This is a genomic window from Kitasatospora sp. NPDC028961, assembly GCF_055564815.1.
Map to the genome: position 1 here is coordinate 99,966 of NZ_JBVHVO010000014.1, position 18,647 is coordinate 118,612.

The window sequence follows — 18,647 nt, forward strand, 5'->3', positions numbered from 1 at the left end:
CGCCTGTGGTCGGATCCTAGGCAACGCGTTGACCAGACACGAGAGATCGAGGCACCCCCGGAGGCACGACCGCGGCCCTTGCCCACGGAGGCGGTTCCGGTCGCGGGCGGGCGGGCCGCACATCGCGGCGGTCCCGCTCCGGCGGGGCGTCTCGGGGAGTGGAAGACCCACCCGGCTGCCCGTCCGCCCGCATCCGCGCCTTCCTGACCGCGCTGGCGCCCAACGGTCAGGCCCCGGGCGCCGTGAGGCCACCACCCTCCGACACCGTTCAACCGCCGCAACCCCGCACTTGAACACCCGCATTGGGCCCCGATGACCGCACAGCGTTGCGTCTGCTTCTCGCACTGGATCTCGCGCGGTACTGGTGTGCGTGGGGCCCTCTGAAGGGACGAGCTGCGCCCTCAGTGGGAGAGTCCGCCGGTCGCACGTCGCCGCCGGGAGTGTGGCTCGGTGGCGGAAGCCGGCCCCGACAGTGACCGGAGTGGGAGCGCCTGCTCAGTACCGAAGACCTTGATCGGGCGGACGAGCGGGAGTGGTCGAGGCCCGGGGCCTTCCTGCAGCAAACGGCCGAAAGAATCCCACCTTTTGCGTGTTCGAGCGATTGCGCAGCGTATGGTGGTGTCGCATTTCGTTGCGGCTGGGTACCGCATCGAGCTTTGACTCTGGGGGGAGATTGCGGTGGCCGACGTCAACGTCGTTCCGCAGGAACTGCACGCGTCGGCCCAGGTGGTGAGGGGGCTCGCGGAGGAACTGGGCACTCCGGTCCAAGCTGCGCTGACCTCGGCCACGACGACGAGCGGCCAGCTCGCCGGTTGGTCGGTCGCCGCCGGACTGGGGCGGTTGGGGAGCAGTTGGAGCGCGCCGCTCGCGGCGCTCCAGGAGCGGATCGCGGCCACGGGGACCAACCTCGACGCGAATGCCGATGCTCACAGCCACAACGAGCAGGCGGTGGCCGGTGCCTGGAGCCGGCAGGGGGCGAAGCAGTGAGCAACGTGTACGAGCTGTTGGTGAAGTTCGACCCACAAGGGCTGCGCGACGTCGCGAAGAACTGGAAGGCGCTGGCACACGCCGCGGAGACCGTGGGCTCGCGTCATCGCAACCAGGCGAACGGGCCGCTTCACCAACACTGGCAGGGCGCCGACGCCGAGGCGGCGTTCCCGTTCATGGCGCGGACCGAGCAGCAGCTGGACGTCGTCCGGGTGGAGGCGGAGGCGGTCGCGCTGACGCTGAACACGGTCGCCGACCGGATGTACCAGGCACAGACGAACCTGGCGAACGCGGTACACCGCGCGCAGGACTCCGGCCTGATGGTCTCGGCCGACGGAAGGGTCGACCTTGCGCCGGAGCTCCCGGAGGAGCGCAACGACCCGGACGCCCAGACCGCACGCCGCAACCTCATGGGCCTCAAGGCCGGCTACCAGAGCCGGATCGACCAGGCGCTCAAGGACGCCCAGGCGGCGAGCGACCAGGGCAACACCGCCCTCGGGCGCCTGAGCGGGGAGATCCTGGACGGCCGGAGGGTGGACGGGGCCGTAGCCGAGACGCGCACCGACGCCGCGGACGTGATGAAGGACCTGGGCCTGGCCGAGGCCTACATCCCGGACGGCAAGGACCCGCAGAAGAACGCCGAGTGGTGGAAGGGCCTCACGCCCGGCCAGCAGGAGACCTACCTCGCCCTGAACGCGGCCAGGATCGGGAGTCTGGACGGCCTGCCGGCCACCGTCCGGGACGAGGCCAACCGGCTCGTGCTGGACCAGAAGCTCGACGCCCTGCAGGCCGGCACTCCAGCCTCACTCGGCCTCGACCAGACGACGTACGACAAGCGCAAGGCGGCGCTGGGCGAGATCAAGAAGAAGCTGGAGGACAAGGCCGACGCGAAGGACGAGGAACACCAGATGTTCCTCCTCGGCATCGACCCCGAGGCATATGGCGGGGACGGACGCGCCATCGTCTCGACCGGCAACCCGGACAAGGCCACCCACACCTCGGTCTTCGTGCCCGGGACCAACACCGAGCTGCCGGGTGTTCCCGGGCAGATCGACCACATACGCAAGCTGCAGAGGAATGCCGGGGCGTACGCGAAGGAAGGCGAAACCGTCGCCGTGATCTCCTACCTCGGCTACGACACGCCGGAGAGCATCCCGGCGGCGGCGAACCCCATGCGCGGCCTCGACGCCGCCGACGACATGCGCCGCTTCTCCGACGGGCTCAGGGTGGCGCACGGCGAACCGAAGACCCACCTAAGCTACATCGCCCACAGCTACGGCAGCTTCGCAGTCGGCGTCGCGGACAGCGAGAAGGGCGGCCTGCGGGCCGACGACATCGTGACCCTCGGCAGCCCGGGCATGGGAGTCCTGACCGCGGACCAGCTGACCGTCGATCCGGACCACCTCTGGATCGGAGAAGCCACCGACGACGCCACGAGGGTCGTCGGCGGGTTCTCCCTGGGACCCAGCCCCCACATCGTGGGATTCGGAGGGCACAACATCAACATCGACACTTCCGGGCACGGCGGCTACTGGGATGACGGCTCGCAGAGCCTGATCAACCAGGGCAAGATCATCGCCGGCCGGAAGCCCAGCACTGTCCCCAAGGAAGACCCGTTCTGGGGCTCGTTCCCCCACTGAGCCGCCGCCCCGGAGAAGCCATGCCCCGCCCGCGCACCCGCTCGTCCGCCACGGCACTGAAGTACCTCGTGGCAGCGACCCTGACAGTCTCAAGCCTTGGAGCCTGCATGGCGAACCCCAGCACCGGAAAAGACGCCCCGCTACCGGTCAAGTCCCGCGATGAAGCGCTCACTTGGGCACGTCAGATCACTGAGCACTTGACCCAGACCGCCGGGATCCAGATCAACGCCGAACCGGCCGACCCGTTCTACAGCCCCTGTGTCGGACGCAACGGAGAATCCGCACCCGACGACCGCTACACACTCTTCTACGCAGTCCACAGCTACGTGCCCAACACCCAGCACAACGACGTGGTCCGCAAGGTCAGGGACCTCCTCACGAAGGAAGGGCTCACGATCTCCGACTATCAGGAGGCGCCCGCCACCCAGGCGAACTCGACCGTCACCGCACGCCATCCCGACAGCAGGTACGTCGTCGACGTCTCCAGCACCGCCGGGGACAACCGCATGGTCCTGAGCGTCACCACCCCGTGCCTGAAACCCCCCTCCGCCCCGGACACGCCCACCCCGTAACGCCCCGGCCACGGCGGCGCCGCAGTTACCGCGTTACCGCTGAACCGGACGGCGTGTCCGGCCGACCGGCTGTCGCGCCTGCGGGGCGACGGCTGCGGTGAACGCCTCCTCGACGCGGGCGCCGTGCCGTGCGGAACGCAATCGCGAGGTGCTCCCGCGACCCTGGCCGGCAGAAGCTGGGGTCGGCGGTCGAGAGTTCCGGCGCGTCAACGAGGCGCTGCTCGGCCCGGAGAGGCTGTTCGCGGAGGCTGCGAGAAAACCCGTTTGGTGGACGCGGGGTGCGCTGCTACATTTCCGGTGGCCGTGCGAGAGATCGAGGAGGTGGTACCCGTGAACGCAATATCGACATGGGTGCTCCCCTCCGGGGTCACGGTCGGGCGATAGGCAGGTCGTCCGGGAGCGCCGTTCAGTGCACTCCCGAAAGGCACGACCATGCGCTTCACCTCCGAGCAGCGCCTCGACGAAGGCGTCCTCGAACGCGAATTCACCCTCGGTGAGATTCCGGGCATCCTGTGGACGCCCGCGGCCGTATCCTCACCGCTGCCGCTGATCCTGCTGGGCCACCCGCCCCTCGGACTGCGGAAGATGTACCCCCGGCTGGTGGACCGGGCCCGGCACTCCGCGGCGGAGGGCTTCGCCACGGCCACGATCGAGCTCCCCGGAAGCGGTGACCGGCCCCGTTTGGCCGCCGTCGATCAGGCCCGCGCAGACCTGCGCCGGGCGATGGAGGCGGGTGAGCCGGTCAGCGACGAGATCGTCGACGCCCTCGTCCTCCCGCTGGTCGAACAGGCGGTCCCGGAGTGGCAGGCCGCCCTGGACGCCCTCCTTGCGCTGCCCGAGATCGGCGGCCCGGTCGGGTACTCGGGGGGTGTGATCTCGATCGGCATCCGGCTCGCTGTGGTCGAGCCGCGCATCGTGGCCGCCGGGCTCTTCGCCGGGAGTCTCGTGCCCCGCGCCATGTTCGAGGAGGCCCGGCAGGTGACCATCCCGCTGCACGTCCTGCTGCAGTGGGACGACGAAGGGAACGACCGGCAGGCGGCTCTGGACCTCTTCGGCGCCTTCGGCTCCCAGGAGAAGTCCCTGCACGCCAACATGGGCGGACACACCGGCGTCCCGCAGTTCGCGGGAGACGTCGCGGTCCAGTTCTTCGCCCGCCACCTGAGGAAGTGAGGTCGGCGTCGGACCGGTGACAGGCGGTCGCTGAGGTCGGCCGGTGTGCCGCTCGGACAGCGGCCGACCCTCCACAGCGCTCCAGACCGTGGGCCCTCGCTGAACTCCGGCAGGGGCCCACGGCGGCGCCACGCCTCCTCGATGTCCTTCGTCATTACTCCGGGCTGCCCCAGGCGCCGGTGACGGCGATGATGTCCCGGGCCAACGCCACGGGGCGCTCCCGCGCGATGAGGTGTCCGGCACCGTGGACGGACCGGACGGTGGTGTGCGGGGCCAGGCGCAGCAACTGGTCGATGTCCTCGGCGGTGACCGATGAACCGGTGTCGCCGTGGACGAGCAGGAGGGGAAGGTCGAGCGCGCCGGTGATCTCCCGTAGCCGGGGGACCTGGGCGAGGATGTCCTCGACGAGCTCGGTGTGGGTGCCGGCCAGGCCGCCGGCGGCGAGGAAGCGGCGGACTCGGGCAGGTTCGAGGCAGGGGACGACGTCGACCAGTACCAGCCCTGCCACCCTGGCCCGCACCGCCGGATCGCCGAGGGCGGCGACGGCGGCGAGCCCGCCCAGTGAGGCACCGACGACCACGCACCCCGGCGGTTCGGCGAACAGCATCGCGGCGACGTCCGCCGCGCACGCGGTCAGCGTTCGAGCACGGCCCTCGCTGTCGCCGTGGCCCCGCTGGTCGAAGGCCACGCAGCGGAACCCGGCGTCGACGAGCACCTCGCTGACCGGTGCCCACACCTGACGGCGTTCGCCACCGGCATGCAGCAGGAGACAGGTCGGTCCGGCACCGATTTCCTCCCCCCGCAGGATCGCATCGGGGCGAGCGATCCGCCGCGCCCGCGGAACGGTCGGGTCGATCGTGTGACTCATACCTTCCCCTCTCCCACGCGCGCCCGCGGAGGTCGCAACGCCGGGGGCCGGTCGCTCCCCGAGCCGAACGCGGTTTCTCCCCCTGCCCGAAGGGGCGCTCCGGGAACCGAAGCTACACCGACCGGATGCCCGCGGGGAGGTAAGGCCGTCCTGTCACGCACAGGCCGGCGGCAGCGGGTTCCCGGGTCCTGAGTCGGGCCGCCAGGCGGTGTCGGCCGGGCGGTCGCCGCGACGTCCGCCGCGACGTTCGCCACCATGCCGGCGATGCTGCGGGGACCTCGCGGCATGCGCTCGACCCTGCGGGACCCAGGCCGCATCGAGTCGGTCATAAACGACGAGCGCTTGGTCAGCGGGAGCAGGCACCACCAACTGGCGCTGAGCTCGCGGCCGCCGCCGGTCAGGACGAGCCACGACACCGACGCGCCCCCGGGCCGACTGTCGGGGGCGGCGCTACACACCGGTGGTCCCGGCGGCGCTCGGCCCGGTGGGCGACCAGCGGTGGGGCGCGGCCCACAGCCGCCGGGCGGCGGCGACCTCCGAGCGCCCGACGGCCGGTCTCCGGGTGCGCGTCCAGGAGCCCCACCAGTCGGGGGCGAGCGGCAGGGCGGCGCGGGCGGTCGGCTGGTCCGGGTGCAGGCCCAACGGGCGTAGCGCACCGGCCCGGACCGACACGGTCACGAAGCCCCGCCAGCGGCCCGACTCGCGATCGGGCCCGCAGGTCAGGTCGCAGCGGATGTCCTGCTCGTCGACCGGCGACCAGTCGATGCCGTGGTCGCGCAGTCAAACGGCGAGGGCCACTCCGGGGTGCGGCATGCCGGTCGCGTTCTCGACGGTGAAGATCCTCACCCAGTCCTCGTCAGCCATCCGTTCAGACTGTCACACGGGCTGCCGGGCCGTCGCCTCGGTTTCGCGGCGCCGGCCGGGTCGTGGTCGGGGCCGGAGAGTGGCCCTGTCGGAATTCGGCTCCGAACTGACGGCTGCCCGTGGGCTATCGCGGGAGGTGGCCTACGACGTGGGCCCCCGAGCCGAGGAAGGAGCAGTGGGCGCCGGCCAGGAACACCCACTCCAGGGGCGCCAACCGCCACCGACCGCGGGCCGTCAGCACCCACTCGTTCACCGCAGAACCGACGGCGAGCCCGAGCAGGGGGAGCGGCAGGGCGATCCAGTAGGACCAGACATCAGCAAGTCGAAGACGGCGAGCAGCGCACCGCACACTGCCGCGGTCAGGAACCGTCCCGGCTTCCGCTCATCCGCGTCGGCGCGTTCCAGGCTTGAGGCGGCCGTCACTTGAGAGCCTGCTTTCCCAAGAGGCGGATCCGGTTCCGCGGTCAAAGCGGCCGAACCGATCGGCGCCTTCGGGCATGTGTGCTGAGGCTCAACTCGAGCTATCCGCAGAGGATTTACCGGACCGGTCGGTCGGTGCTGTGACCGACCGGCCGGTCCGGGTGGAGGGTCAGCCCATCGTGCAGGCGAGCTGGGCCTTCACCGCGTCGCGGAGGTTCTCCTGGGCGCGGCAGTCGGCGTTGAAGACGTCCTGCCACTGGGGGCTGATGAAGTGGACGTTCACGATCTCGGTGACGATGTTGACGTCCTGGGCCTTGATGGTGTTCTTGGCGATCAGCACCTGCGGTGTCGGAGCCGTCTGGGCGCCGATGACGCCGCCTTCACCGTAGAACAGGTTGGTGATCTTGGTGTAGACGGTGACCCTCTTCCCCTGGATGTCGTTGCCGACGATGGCGACCGTCCAGTCCTTGTAGTTGCGCTGCCAGCCGAAGTTGGTCGCCCGGTTGAGGGCGGACACGGTGCCGTACTGGGCCTTGATGATCCAGTGGTGCCTGAGCAGTGGGCGGCCGCCCGGGTGGTCCCGGGGGTGCGCCGGTTCCCCCGCCTGCACGGCGTCGCGCAGGTCCTGGTTCCCGACGACCGGACGGTCCGCCGTCGAACCCGGGGCGAGCGTCGCCGCGCCGGCCGGTGTGGCGACGCCGCCGGCGACGGCGAGGGCCGCTGCCCCGGTGACCACGACGGTCCTCCACCGTGCGACGGACCGCTGACTGGTTGCCATCCTGGTACTCCTCGTTCACGTGCGTCGACGGTCCCCGCGGCATGCCCGCGCGCCCGCCACCGGGAAGTACCCGGTGCCCTCGACCCTGGCGGACCCGAGTGCGGTGCACATCAGTCGTATGACTGACGGAACAGACGATCCGTCAGTGACCGACGACGTCGGTCACGGGGGAGGCCCCGGGTAGGGGTGCGCCGGGTGCGGGCGGCCGTCCCGGGCCTGCCGCGGCCGTGGACCGCCTTGCCCGCCGCCGGTCAGCGCCGCGGACCGCTCCCGGCCGCCGGCTCGGCGGGCCTCCGTCCCTTCGGTACGCATCGCTGCGCCGACCGGGCCGATCGGGCTGACTCGGGGGTCACCCGGAGGTGCAGAGCGGCGAGCAGGAGGCAGAACGCGGCCATGGCCGACCACAGCGCGGTCGTCCCCACGTGAGCGAGCAACTGGGTACCGAGGAGGGGCGCGAGCGTCGCGGCGATCCCCCAACTGGTGCCGAAGACGGCCAGGTAGCGGCCGTTTTCGCCGGGCGGCGCGAGGTCGGTGACCGGTGCGTAGACGCGGCCCATGACCAGGAGGTCCCCGAGGCTCTTCACGGCAGCGAAGGCGAGCAGGGCCGGCAGGGTGCGGGTGAGGGCGAAGCCGGTCAGGCCCGCGGCCAGGAGGAGATGGGCGAGGGCAAGGGTGGCCGGTGTGGTGAGCCGGGTCGTGAAGGACAGCCGGATCAACGGCTGGGCGAGCACGGTGGTGGCAGCGGCGGCGGTGAACAGCAGCCCGGCGTCGGCGGCCGGCAGGCCCTGCCGTTCGAGGGCGAGCGGCAGGGTGACCACGGTCTGCTCGATGCGCACCGAGCCGCCGGGCCGGAGCCGCCCCGAGCCGGCTGTTGACCATGTTCGCGGGGTCACTCCCGAAGGTTCTTCTCCTCGATGTCCACGCCCACCCCCGTCAGCCGCCCGTTCTCGCCGGAGGCTATCCGCCCCCGGTGACACGGGAGGCGGTAGGGCCCTGGCGACCGAGTTGTGCACGAGGCCGTACCTTCATGCTCGGCCGACCAGCGGATCACCCGACCGGGACGGAAGACTCGACCTCACTTCGTTGCCGTGCTGAGGATCGACGCCTGCGAGCCGGCCGTACTGGGGAGGCCGCGAGTCGGGCGCGGCCGGGGCGCCCGTGATCCTCGCGGCCCTTCTGCTCAGTGCCAGCCGGAGTTCCAGTCCTGGTTCGCCGGTCCGGCGTCACCGCCCAATGAGGACAGAAGGCCGACCAGGAAGAGGACCGCCACGATCAGCCCGAGCAGCACCAACCAGAAGGTGTCCTCAAAGCCGGGACGATACGGGCCTTTTGGCCGGTCCGGTCGATTCGGCTGGTCGCCGTCGCCGTCTTCCTCGTCGCTCCGGCCCTCGGCGTCGCTGTCCTCGTCGGCCACCGTGTGCCCCCCTCCGTCCGGACTCATGGCACCGCGTCGCACGGCCGGCGTCAAGCCTTCCGGCGGTGGCTTCTTCTGCGGCCCTGGCGCGGTGCGAAGTCCACGGGGTCGGCCGGGCAGTACCCGCGCACGACCGTCAGCGCCCGGGCGTGCGACATCGGACGGCCCCGTCCTTGGTACGGGAGCCGAGGGCGTCGGCCCTGTAGAGCGCCCACGCCATCGGGACGGCGGTGACCGCCGCAACGGTGAGTTGCGCCCAGTACGACGGGATCAGGTGATCGCCGACCACGACGACGGCGATCCACGAGGCCAGTACGGCGGCCTTGGCGGCTACGAGGCGCAGCCGGTTCACCGGAGGAGCGAGGTCAGGCACCCCGGTGCCCCGCTCGCCGCTCGCGACGTTTTTCACTGGTCTGGTCCTTTGATTCGGGCGTGCTTGCGCCGCCGCCGGGTCACGGCAGCGGCGTGTCCGGGCTTCACGGTAGGGATGGCTCACTGGTGGGCGAAAGCACTCGGGACGTGCCCAGGGGGTGCCTCCGGTCGCTGTGGCCCCCTCCCGCCGCCCGGGAGGGGGCCGGTTTCGACAGGTGGCCGGAACACCGGTGGCGCGGGGGCGTGGTGGACGGCGCCGAGGGCGCGCTCGGCGCCGTCCGTCGCTTCAAGTCCGGTGGAACGGCGTGATCCAATCCGATCAGGTGGTCTTGACGGATCCGCCGTCGATCAGCAGGTCGGCGCCGGACATGCCGGCCGCCAGCGGCGAGGCGAGGTAGGCGACGGCCGTGGCGACCTCGGAGGGCTCCAGCAGGCGGCCGGTGGTCATGCCCATCGCGGCCGGGAGCCCAGCCAGCAGCTGTTCCTGGGTGACTCCCATGGAGCGGGCCAGCTCCGCGCCGTAGCCGTCCGGGCTCTCCCACATCGCGGTGCGTACCGGGCCCGGCGAGATGGTGTTGACGCGCACGCCCTGCGGTCCGAACTCCTCGGCCAGTGCCTTGCCGAAGGCGGTCAGGGCGGCCTTCGCGGTGGTGTAGGGGACCGGCCCGGCGTGTGGCATCCGGGCGCCGTTGGAGGAGATGTTGACCAGTGCGCCGCGGCGGCGCAGCAGGCTGGGCAGCGCCGCCCGGCTGGTCCGTACGGCGGCGAGGAAGTTCAGGTCGAAGGACTGTTGCCACTGCTGGTCGGTGAAGGAGAGGAAGCCGCCGGTCTGGCCCGCTCCGCCGTCGCCGCCGCCGACGTTGTTGACGAGCAGGTCGAGGTCGCCGAGTTCGGCGGTGGCGTGGTCGATCAGCCGGGCGGGGGCGTCGGGGGCCAGCAGGTCCACCGATACGGCCAGGGCGCCGGTCTCCTTCAGCTCCGGGGTGATGGTGCGGGCGGCGGCCACCACGCGAACGCCCTCGGCGGTGAGCGCTCGGACGGTGGCCAGTCCGATGCCGCGGCTCGCGCCGGTGACCACGGCGGTGGTGTTCGTCAGCTGCAGGTCCATGGATGTGCTCCCGTCGGGGCGATGCATGAGTCGCGACTTGAATGACGCCATCAAGCTAATAGATGCAACATCGATGATGCAAGTAGGTCGTGATCGGCGTCCCCGATGTACTGTCTGGTCCATGGAGACGAGAGGGCGCGCGCTGCGCGCCGATGCCGAGCGGACGGTGCGGGCGATCCTGGAGGCGGCCGAACGCGTCCTGGCCGCCGATCCGGCGGCGACCATGGAGCAGATCGCGGGGGCGGCCGGGGTGGCCCGCACCACCGTGCACCGGCGGTTCGCCAGCCGCGAGGCGCTGGTCGAGGCGCTGGCGGCCTGGGCGACCGAGCGGTTCCACCAGGCCGTGGAGGCCGCCCGCCCGCTCACCTCCCCGCCACTGGTCGCCCTGCACCAGGTGACCGCCAACGTCCTTCAGGTGAAGATCGGGTGGAGCTTCGCGATGAGCCGGAGCGCTCCGTCCGACCCCGAAACCGCGCGCGTGCAGGCCGACGTCCTGGCCCAGTGCGATCAGCTCTTCCGTCGCGCGCAGGAGGCCGGCCTGCTGTCCCCGGACACCGACCTGGAGTGGGCCCGCCGGGTCTACTACGCTCTGATCCACGAGGCGGCCGAAGAAGGGCGGAAGGCCGTCGACATCGGCGCCGTGGACCGGCTGGCCGCACGCGTGGTGGACACCCTCCTGCACGGGGTCGGGACGGCTCCCGCGTAGAGCACACCGCCAGGGCCGGCCGGGAGAGGCGGCCGTCCGGCCTCGATCCCAGCGCGCGTCGACAGCCGGCGGTCCCTTCGCGCCGTGGGCGTAGCGCCACCCGGGTGGTTCGGTGCGCGAAGCCCCCTTCAACCACAGCTGGTTGAAGGGGACTTCGACGAGTCGACCGGAGGCGGCGGGTCGACGTGGCACGCGGTAGGCCGTACTACTCGGGCGGCTGCGCCTCCACGGCGACGGGCGGCGCCAAGTCGCCTCCGAGAGCCGACCCGGTGTCGGCCCGCCCGCTGCTCGCCGACGAGGTCGGTCGGCAGGTGGCATCCGCGTGTGGTGTACGTGCGGATCAGCCCGGGTCGGTACCGCAGACGTAGTACGCCTTGCCCAGCCCGGTGACGGTGCCGGTCAGCATCCCGAGGGCGGCGCCCGCCGCCGCTCCCTCGGGGCCGGCGGCGGCGCCGAGCTGGCCGCCTCGCAGGGCACCCAGCAGGGCGGCCTTGGCTGCGCCTTCCACCATGCTCTTGCCCAGCTCCTTGGCCATGCACTTGTTCCACTCGTCCGAGTTCTTCGGGTGCTCGCGGTCGGGAATCGGCCAGAACGCGGGGCGCACGGTCGACTTCGCGGAGGTGGTCGTGAAGGCGGCGGTCGTGACACCGGCGGTCGTGGCACCGCCGGTCGCGAGGCCGCCGGGCTTGGCGGCCGGAGCGGTGGTGGTGTTGTAGCTGACGGACGGCATGGTCATGGAGCCGTCGATGGTGTCGCCGGGAGCGTTCTCGATGGTCTGCGTGATGACGTTGCCGGAGACCGTCAGACTGACCGGGTGAGTGGTCCCTTTGGTGTCCACGACGGCACTCGGCTTGATCGTGCCGATCCTGGCCCCGGTGGCGGTGTCGACGAGCTTCACCGTGTTCGGGCCGTCCTGCGACGCCGTGGTGCCGTCGGGGAGGTCCGGGGTGAACGAGGCCTTGGTGGCCATGGTCAGCGCCGGCGCGTCAGCGCTCGTCACGCTCGTGGTGCCCGGCTGGTCCGGGCTGGTGTGGGCGACGTACATCGTGGAGCCGGCCGTGGAGTTGATGACCGGGACGGTCACGGTCGCGTCGGTGGTCCACGGCTGGTTGTCGGTGTCGAAGGTCCACGTTCCCGTGACCTTCTTGCCGACGGCCGCGAAGTCGACCCATCCGTAGTTCTTGGCGGGAACGGTCACCGCGATGCCGTTGATGGTCGACTGGTCGGACTCGTAGGTCGTGGTCGTCTGCAACTGGGTGGAGACCATGGCCTGGACCGGGACGGACACCCCGACCGAGGAGGACAGGCCCACACCGAACGACTGCGACCAGCCCGAGTGGTAGATCGTGGTGAAGACCTGCGTCACCTTGTCGGCGGTGTCGTTGTACCAGACCGACGAGGCGGGCTGGCGGGGCAGGACCTCGGGCTGCCCCTCGGACTTCTCCGTCCACGAGCAGGTGGCGGTCTTCCTGGCGCACAGGTCGGCGTAGTAGTCCAGCGCCAGGCTCCTGGCTTCGGCCGCCTTCGCCGCGGGGACCCTCCACTCCTGGGCCGCGCTGCCGTTGCAGACGTTGGGCTGCGCCAGGATCCCCCACAGGTGCAGGCCGCCCCGGTTGTCCATGCACCACTCGGTGCCGCTGGCGTCGTCGCGGCGGACGATCCCGAAGGAGTTGGGCTTGCCGTCCACCGGGCGGAAGTGCCACTGTTCGCCGTCCTGCCCGCAGGACTTCTGGGTGGCCGGCTGGGTGGCGTAGACGCACTTCCCGGACGACGTACTGGCGATGTTGAACTGGCCGGGGGTTCCCAGCTTGATGAGGCGGAAGTTCTGGTAGTTGGTGCCGTCCGGCGTGACGGAGATCTGGTTCCCGTCGTTGTTGCCCGTGGCGTTGAGGGTGCCGTCGCCGTTGGTGAACGTGTAGGCGTCCGTCGCGGCCGCGGCGGTGGCCGCCGTGGTGGAGGTCGCCGCGGCCGGGGTCGCGGCCAGGGCGAGGGCCGGGCCCAGCAGGGCGGTGACGGTAAACGGGACGGACAGGAGTCGTCCGACGCGCCTGAAAGAGAGCTTCATCTCGGCCTTCCTATGAGGTGTCCATGCCATGCTCACCTACCGGGCATGCCGGGCCGGGCGGAATGTGACCTTCCCTCATGTGATCCACGTCTCGTACACGTTCAAGACATGTCGATGAACGGTTCTCCGTGCCCGTACTTCGCGCACCGCGCGCCGCGGATCCACGCCGAGCGTTGCCGCATCAGGACGTGAGCGGCGCACATCCGGTGACACCCTCACCGGATGTGCGCCTCATCGGCATCCGCCGGACCTGTCGCCCGGCAAGCCGAAGCACTCGTTCGACGGCAGCCGCGATCGGCAGCGATTCGGCGGCGAACCGGCAGCGATTCCGCGGCGGTTCAGCCGCGGTGAAAGACCCGGCGGCGCCCTACCGGCGGACCGCCGAGATCAGTCCGCCGGGTCGTTCCTCGCGCCGCGGCGGGGTGCTGATCGGGCGGCCGTAGGCGGTACCGCACTCGCGCAGCGTGTGGCAGTCGGCCTCCCAGCCGTGCCCGGCCAGCCAGCGCGCCGGGTCGTCGGGCATCTCCGAGACCCACAGGGACGCCGCCGACCCCGGCGCGGCGTCCGCGCCGAAGCGGTCGATCACGCCCCGCGAGCCCAAGGTCAGCCCCATCCGGCTGCCCGCCGCCGACCGTGCGCCGATCCGGGCCAGCAACAGCTCCACCGCGCCCTCGGGCAGGTAGATCAGCAGTCCTTCGGCGATCCACACCGTCGGCGCGGCCGGGTCGTGCCCTGCGGCGGCCAGCGCGCCCGGCCAGTCCTCGCGCAGATCCACCGCGACGGTGATCCGATCGCAGCGTGCGACGGCCCGCTCCTGGCGCAGCACCGAAGCCTTGAAGTCCAGTGGCGCGGCGGTGTCGACCTCGAACAGTCGGGTGCCCTCGGGCCAGTCCATCCGGAAGGCCCGGCTGTCCATGCCGGCACCGAGCAGCACGACCTGCCGGATCCCGGACGCGCAGGCCTGCCGCAGCAGGTCGTCGAGGAACTTCGTCCTGATGACGATGGAGTACGACACGGCCAGCCGGCGCCGCCGCGCGGCCTCGTCGTCGGGCAGCGGCGGCGAGGGGGGCCACAGGCCGCCGGCGGCGGCGAAGGCCCGGGCCAGTGGGTCGCGGAACAGCGCGTTCTCCCGCGCGGTCTCCAGCGCTCGCACCCTGGCCACCCCGACCGCCGTGGCCCACACTCCCGACGGCTGCGCCCGCTCCCGCTCATCAGTCACCGCGCCAGCCTAGATGACCGGCTCCAAGGGGCCGGGTGGAGGGAACCGGGTAGCTCATGCGGGTGGAGCGGTCCGGAGCGTGCCGGCTACGGCGCTGCGCAGGCGGCCAGCGCGGTCCGTGCCAGCCCGCGCAGCCAGGCGTGGGCGTGGTCGCTGTCGTGACGCTGATGCCACGACAGGTATACCGGCGCCGACGGCAGTTCGAGCGGCAGGGGTAGGGCGACCAGGCCGAGGTCGGCGACCGCGGTGCGCGTGGTGGCTTCCGGGACGCTGACCAGGACGTCGGAGCCGCGGGCGAACTCCAGCGCGGCCGCTTCCGTCGGCGCGCTCGCCACGACGCGGCGGCTGAGGCCGAGCCGGGCGAGGGCGTCGTCGAGGGCGTTGGCGAGGTTTCCGCGTCGCGAGACGGTGATGTGTTCGGCGGCGGCGTAGTGCTGCGCGGTGACGGCTTCGACGCGAGTGAGGGGGTGTCCGTGCCGCACGATGATGACGAGGGGGGTCTCGCCCACGTTCTCGGCACGGATGTCCGGTGCGGCCGGGCGGTTGGCGTTCGCCTCCAGATCGACCTCGCCGCGCCGCAGCCCGGGGGTGTCGCCGCTCGATTCGGCGAGGAAGCGCAGGCGCACGCCCGGCGCCTGCGCGCGGACGGCGGCGAGCAGGGCGGGGCCGCTCGCGGCGACCAGGGAGTCGTGCCAGCGGAGGGTGAAGGTGCGCTCCAGTGTCGTGAGGTCGAGTTCACGGCTCGGCGCCAGCACCCCCTGGACCTGGTGCAACAGCTCGTGCACCTGTTCCCGGACGGCGATCGCGTACGGGGTCGGGGTCATCGTGCGGCCGGTGCGTACCAGGATCTGGTCCCCGGTCGTACGGCGGATCCGGCCCAGACTCCGGCTCATCGCGGGGGCGGTGACGTGCAGGCGCGCGGCCGCCCCGGTCACGCTGCCCTCCTCCAACAGCGCGTCGAGCGCGGCGAGCAGATTCAGATCCAGTTGCATGGGAGTAATCCTAGCCTTGCTTGACATGCAGTTGTGGTTAATGGCTGGGCTGTCTACCTTCGAGATGTGAGCGCGGGACGCAACGGACCGCTCGGCCCGACCGGCCCTCATCAACCCTGCTGGGAAAGGAAGTTCCGCCATGTCCGCGATGCTTCAGAACACCACCGCCGTCGCCGCCTCCGACGCCGACCTGCTCGCCCAGGTCGCGATCGCCGTGCGCGAGGCCGGCTCCGCGCTGCTCGCACGCTTCGGTGACGTGGTCCACTACCGGACCCGCGAGGAGTTGATGCACGCGCTCACCGCCAACGACGACACGGCCCTCGACATCCTGCGCCCCCGCCTCACGCAGCTGCGCCCGGAGGCCGGGTGGGTGGAGGACGAGCTGGACGGCGGGGCGCTGCCGCCCGGCGAGTGGTGGGTCGTCGACCCGGCCGAGGGCAACGTCAACCACCTGCACGCCCTGCCGGATTGGGCGGTGACCGCCACCCTGGTACGCGAGAACCGGCCGGTGCTCACCGTGGTCCACCTGCCGTTGACCGGCGAGACCTACACCGCGCTCGCCGGCGCGGGCGCGCACCTCGACGGCCGGCCGCTGCACGTCTCCCCGACCGCGGACCTCGGCCTGGGCATCGTGGCCACCAGCCAGGCCCGGCCGGACGAGAACGAGGAGGTCGTGCGGCGCGTCGGCTCCTCCATCACCGCGATGCTCTTCGACGCGCTGGTCGTCCGCACCGCCGTGCCCGCGACCCTGCACCTGGTGAACGTGGCCGCCGGCCGGATCGACGCCTTCTGGCAGTTCGCCGGCGCCCGGGCGGACCTGCTGCCCGGGGCACTGCTCGTCACCGAGGCCGGCGGGCGGATCTCCGACGCCCAGGGCCGCCCCTGGACCCCGCTGAGCGAGAGCTTCCTGGCCGCCGCGCCCGGCGTCCACGCCCAGGCCGTCACCACGCTCTCGCGCTGAGCGCGCCCCCGCACCACGGCCACCCGCACCACGACCACCACGATCCCGTACGAACGGAAGGACCCCCTCACCATGACCACCATCGCAGTTCTCGGCAACGGCCGCGTCGGCGGCAACCTGGCCACCGCCCTCACCCGGGCCGGACACGAGGTGACCGCGGCGGACCGCACGCCGGGCGCCGCAGCGGACGCGGCCCGCACGGCCCGGATCGTCATCAACGCCACCCCGGGCGACGGCTCGTTGGAGCGGCTCACCGCCCTGCGCGACGAACTCCGGGGCAAGATCCTCGTCGACGTCTCCAACGCCACCGCGGACGGACCGGACGGATTGCCGGGCGAACTGCTCCACCCCGGGTCGAGCCTCGCCGAGCAACTCCAGGAAGCCCTCCCCGAAACGCACGTCGTCAAGACCCTCAACACCATGCTCTTCCCGGTGATGACCGCACCGGCCATGCTTACCCAGGCACCCGACGCCTTCCTCTCCGGCGAGGACCCGCAAGCCAAGCAGACCGTCCGCGAACTGCTCAACGACCTCGGCTGGCACGACGAGTGGATCACCGATCTCGGCGGCATCCGGACCGCCCGCGCCACGGAGGCCGCGATCCTGTTCGTCCCGCACATGATCCGCTCCAACGGCTTCTCGCCCTTCGCGATCTCGATAGCCCGCTGACCCGAGCACAGCGCACCGCACCGCACCGTGTCCCGGTGCGGTGCCGCCAACCCGTTAGGTGGGTTGGGCGTGGCGTGGTGCGGGAAGCGTCTGTTGCACGGCGGGGATGTTCTCGCGCTGCGGTACGGGGGACGGGGGAGAGCGGTGAGCGGGGAGTTACGCGTCGAGGAGAGACTGCAGCTCGCCCAGTGGCACCTCGTGCGGGCGGACGGACTGCGTCTCGGTCTGGTGAATCGGGCCGGCACGCTCCTGAGCGCGGACGCGCTCGTCATCACGGGTGTGGTGTTCGCCTCCGGAGCGACGTCGTCGGACGTGTCGCCGGTGATCGGGGCTGCCGCGCTTCTCGCGCTGGTGGTGAGCGCGGGTTCGGCGGCCCTGGCCGCCTCGGTGCTCACCGGGTTCCGTAGGCTCCCGGGAATGTCGCGGCCAGCCGGCTTCCCGGTGCCGATCGCCTTCGGCTACGGCGACACCGTGGGTGCGTTCGGCTCTCCGGAGGAGTTCCGGTCCGGCTTCTCCGCCCAGAGCGTCGAGGCGGCGGCCGACTCCGCGGTTCTGGAGCTGTGGCGCTGCATCAGCGTTCACCAGCTCAGGGCGAGAAGGATGCAGCGTGCGACGCAGTGCCTTCTGGCCGGCGCGGCCCTCCTGGTCGTCATGGCTGCGGCGCGACTGGTCACCGCCCTGGCGTGAGGGCGCGCGGTGGCCGCTCCGCCGCTCTGGTCACGGCGCGAAGTACCGGCAGTACAGGTCGAGATGCTGGTCCGCACCACTGCCGGCCAGGGCCGGCACACGTTCAAGGACGTCCACCGCGCTGTCCGGTGAGATCTCGTCGTCCACCACGCAAGAGCTGTGGCGCGGAGCCGGTCTCTTCCCGCGGCGGCCAGAGCCGTGCACGGTGGTTCCGGGACGGCGAAGGCGGCGAATCCGTCGTTGGCCGGGGGCACCACCGCTCGGAGTGCGCTCTCGGCGCCGGTCAGCTGAATCTCCCACTTCAGAACCGCGTCATCCGGGTAGCTGCCGTCGCACGGCACAGCCGGGAAGTCGTGACGACTGCGGGGGCCCCTCGCTGGGCCAACTCGTCGTCTCGTGCGAGGAAGAACTCGCCTGTGCGCACCATCCGCCGATCTTCGCATCCAGTCATGCGGGCGAGGTTGGCGAAGCGGCGGGCTGAATCGGCGCCTGGCGAGAGCCCCTGGGGCCGGTGGCCTTCCGTCCACCGGCCCCAGGGTCCACCTGTTCAAGCGATCGACGCTCCGGAAATCTGTTCCTCATCCACCGGTGAACCCCACACAAAGGCAGGGCCGGACCCCGGCGATCGAAGAGCCGGGCACCCCGCCTGCCCACCGGAATCGTCTTGGAAGGAACCACCATTCCCATGCGCACCCATGTGCGGGCAGCCTCCATCGCCGTCATCGCTACCGCCACCCTGATGGCGGCCGCACCGCTGGCCACAGCCGCACAGCAGCACACCACCCGGACAGCCTTCGAGGCCTCCGTCACTGATGGCGAGACCGTCGAGCTCACCCCGGCCGAGCTCGCCGGGATTCAGCGCATCGCGGACGAGATCAAGCGTGAGACCGGCGAGAGCGACGGTCCCACGCCGGGGACGTCCATGTTCAGTGCCAAGGGCGACGCCGCCAAGAAGATCGTCGCGCTCCTGAAGAAGTCGCCCAAGCTCTTCAAGTCGGCCATCGGCAAGGCCAAGGAGGGCAAGGACGCCTTCGACAAGTGGATGGGCAAGCAGAACGTGGTCGTCCGCGCTGCCTGGTGGGCCGCGGGCGGTTACGCCCAGGGCGTGGTCATCGACGAACTGGCCAAGATGGTCGGCTGACAGTCCCGTCGCCC

General features: G+C 71.4%; 19 protein-coding genes. 9 read left to right on the forward strand and 10 right to left on the reverse strand.

Annotated features, from left to right (window positions below; genetic code table 11):
* The first annotated feature begins 678 nt into the window (after positions 1-678).
* The 4 genes from ACZ4UX_RS23500 (at position 679) to ACZ4UX_RS23515 (ending at position 4,369) form a co-directional block, all read left to right on the forward strand.
* Positions 679-987 carry a hypothetical protein gene (locus ACZ4UX_RS23500; protein WP_465708093.1) on the forward strand — a complete coding sequence of 103 codons (309 nt, stop codon included), beginning with the start codon at positions 679-681 and terminating at the stop codon, positions 985-987.
* The gene (locus ACZ4UX_RS23505) at positions 984-2,627 is read left to right on the forward strand and encodes an alpha/beta hydrolase (RefSeq protein WP_465708094.1); all 1,644 of its coding nucleotides are present in this window, start codon (positions 984-986) and stop codon (positions 2,625-2,627) included. Before ACZ4UX_RS23500 ends, ACZ4UX_RS23505 begins: the two co-directional genes overlap by 4 nt.
* A 107-nt stretch (positions 2,628-2,734) precedes the next feature.
* Entirely contained in the window at positions 2,735-3,199 is a 465-nt protein-coding gene (locus ACZ4UX_RS23510) for a hypothetical protein (RefSeq protein WP_465708095.1), read from the forward strand.
* A 432-nt stretch (positions 3,200-3,631) separates the two neighbouring features.
* On the forward strand, positions 3,632-4,369 hold the full coding sequence (locus ACZ4UX_RS23515) for an alpha/beta hydrolase (protein ID WP_465708096.1): 738 nt from the start codon (positions 3,632-3,634) through the stop codon (positions 4,367-4,369).
* Positions 4,370-4,523: 154 nt separating this feature from the next.
* On the opposite strand, the gene ACZ4UX_RS23520 is transcribed toward ACZ4UX_RS23515, so the two are convergent.
* The 7 genes from ACZ4UX_RS23520 to ACZ4UX_RS23550 all read right to left on the reverse strand — a co-directional run bounded on the left by ACZ4UX_RS23520 (position 4,524) and on the right by ACZ4UX_RS23550 (position 10,193).
* The gene (locus tag ACZ4UX_RS23520) at positions 4,524-5,237 is read right to left on the reverse strand and encodes an alpha/beta fold hydrolase (protein ID WP_465708097.1); all 714 of its coding nucleotides are present in this window, start codon (positions 5,235-5,237) and stop codon (positions 4,524-4,526) included.
* Between the two features lie 450 nt (positions 5,238-5,687).
* Complete coding sequence (locus tag ACZ4UX_RS23525) at positions 5,688-5,879, reverse strand: hypothetical protein (RefSeq protein WP_465708098.1); 192 nt, start codon at positions 5,877-5,879, stop codon at positions 5,688-5,690.
* A gap of 811 nt (positions 5,880-6,690) precedes the next feature.
* Positions 6,691-7,299: a hypothetical protein gene (locus ACZ4UX_RS23530; protein ID WP_465708099.1), complete on the reverse strand. Its 609-nt coding sequence runs from the start codon at positions 7,297-7,299 to the stop codon at positions 6,691-6,693.
* A 251-nt stretch (positions 7,300-7,550) separates the two neighbouring features.
* Positions 7,551-8,192, reverse strand: a complete 642-nt coding sequence (locus ACZ4UX_RS23535; protein ID WP_465708100.1) for an MFS transporter — start codon at positions 8,190-8,192, stop codon at positions 7,551-7,553.
* A 287-nt stretch (positions 8,193-8,479) separates the two neighbouring features.
* Entirely contained in the window at positions 8,480-8,713 is a 234-nt protein-coding gene (locus tag ACZ4UX_RS23540) for a hypothetical protein (protein WP_465708101.1), read from the reverse strand.
* A gap of 136 nt (positions 8,714-8,849) precedes the next feature.
* On the reverse strand, positions 8,850-9,122 hold the full coding sequence (locus ACZ4UX_RS23545) for a hypothetical protein (RefSeq protein WP_465708102.1): 273 nt from the start codon (positions 9,120-9,122) through the stop codon (positions 8,850-8,852).
* 282 nt (positions 9,123-9,404) lie between these two features.
* Positions 9,405-10,193 carry an SDR family NAD(P)-dependent oxidoreductase gene (locus ACZ4UX_RS23550; RefSeq protein ID WP_465708103.1) on the reverse strand — a complete coding sequence of 263 codons (789 nt, stop codon included), beginning with the start codon at positions 10,191-10,193 and terminating at the stop codon, positions 9,405-9,407.
* 121 nt (positions 10,194-10,314) lie between these two features.
* Between ACZ4UX_RS23550 and ACZ4UX_RS23555 the strand changes: the two genes are divergently transcribed.
* Positions 10,315-10,899, forward strand: a complete 585-nt coding sequence (locus ACZ4UX_RS23555) for a TetR/AcrR family transcriptional regulator (protein WP_465708104.1) — start codon at positions 10,315-10,317, stop codon at positions 10,897-10,899.
* Positions 10,900-11,239: 340 nt separating this feature from the next.
* Here the strand turns inward: ACZ4UX_RS23555 and ACZ4UX_RS23560 are convergent, their stop codons facing one another.
* The 3 genes from ACZ4UX_RS23560 to ACZ4UX_RS23570 form a co-directional block, all read right to left on the reverse strand.
* Entirely contained in the window at positions 11,240-12,964 is a 1,725-nt protein-coding gene (locus tag ACZ4UX_RS23560) for a hypothetical protein (RefSeq protein WP_465708105.1), read from the reverse strand.
* 367 nt (positions 12,965-13,331) lie between these two features.
* Positions 13,332-14,147 (reverse strand): class I SAM-dependent methyltransferase, encoded by an 816-nt coding sequence (locus tag ACZ4UX_RS23565; RefSeq protein ID WP_465708167.1) that lies wholly within the window; start codon positions 14,145-14,147, stop codon positions 13,332-13,334.
* 122 nt (positions 14,148-14,269) lie between these two features.
* On the reverse strand, positions 14,270-15,175 hold the full coding sequence (locus ACZ4UX_RS23570; protein WP_465708106.1) for a LysR family transcriptional regulator: 906 nt from the start codon (positions 15,173-15,175) through the stop codon (positions 14,270-14,272).
* A 139-nt stretch (positions 15,176-15,314) separates the two neighbouring features.
* On the opposite strand from ACZ4UX_RS23570, the gene ACZ4UX_RS23575 reads away from it, so the two are divergent.
* The 4 genes from ACZ4UX_RS23575 to ACZ4UX_RS23590 all read left to right on the forward strand — a co-directional run bounded on the left by ACZ4UX_RS23575 (position 15,315) and on the right by ACZ4UX_RS23590 (position 18,633).
* Positions 15,315-16,136, forward strand: coding sequence for an inositol monophosphatase family protein (locus ACZ4UX_RS23575; RefSeq protein WP_465708107.1), 822 nt, complete (start codon positions 15,315-15,317; stop codon positions 16,134-16,136).
* A 72-nt stretch (positions 16,137-16,208) separates the two neighbouring features.
* Positions 16,209-16,805: an NADPH-dependent F420 reductase gene (locus ACZ4UX_RS23580; RefSeq protein ID WP_465708108.1), complete on the forward strand. Its 597-nt coding sequence runs from the start codon at positions 16,209-16,211 to the stop codon at positions 16,803-16,805.
* 144 nt (positions 16,806-16,949) lie between these two features.
* Positions 16,950-17,492, forward strand: coding sequence for a Pycsar system effector family protein (locus tag ACZ4UX_RS23585; RefSeq protein WP_465708109.1), 543 nt, complete (start codon positions 16,950-16,952; stop codon positions 17,490-17,492).
* Positions 17,493-18,177: 685 nt separating this feature from the next.
* A complete protein-coding gene (locus ACZ4UX_RS23590) occupies positions 18,178-18,633 on the forward strand; it encodes a hypothetical protein (protein WP_465708110.1) in 456 nt (151 codons plus the stop codon).
* The last annotated feature ends 14 nt before the right edge of the window (positions 18,634-18,647 follow it).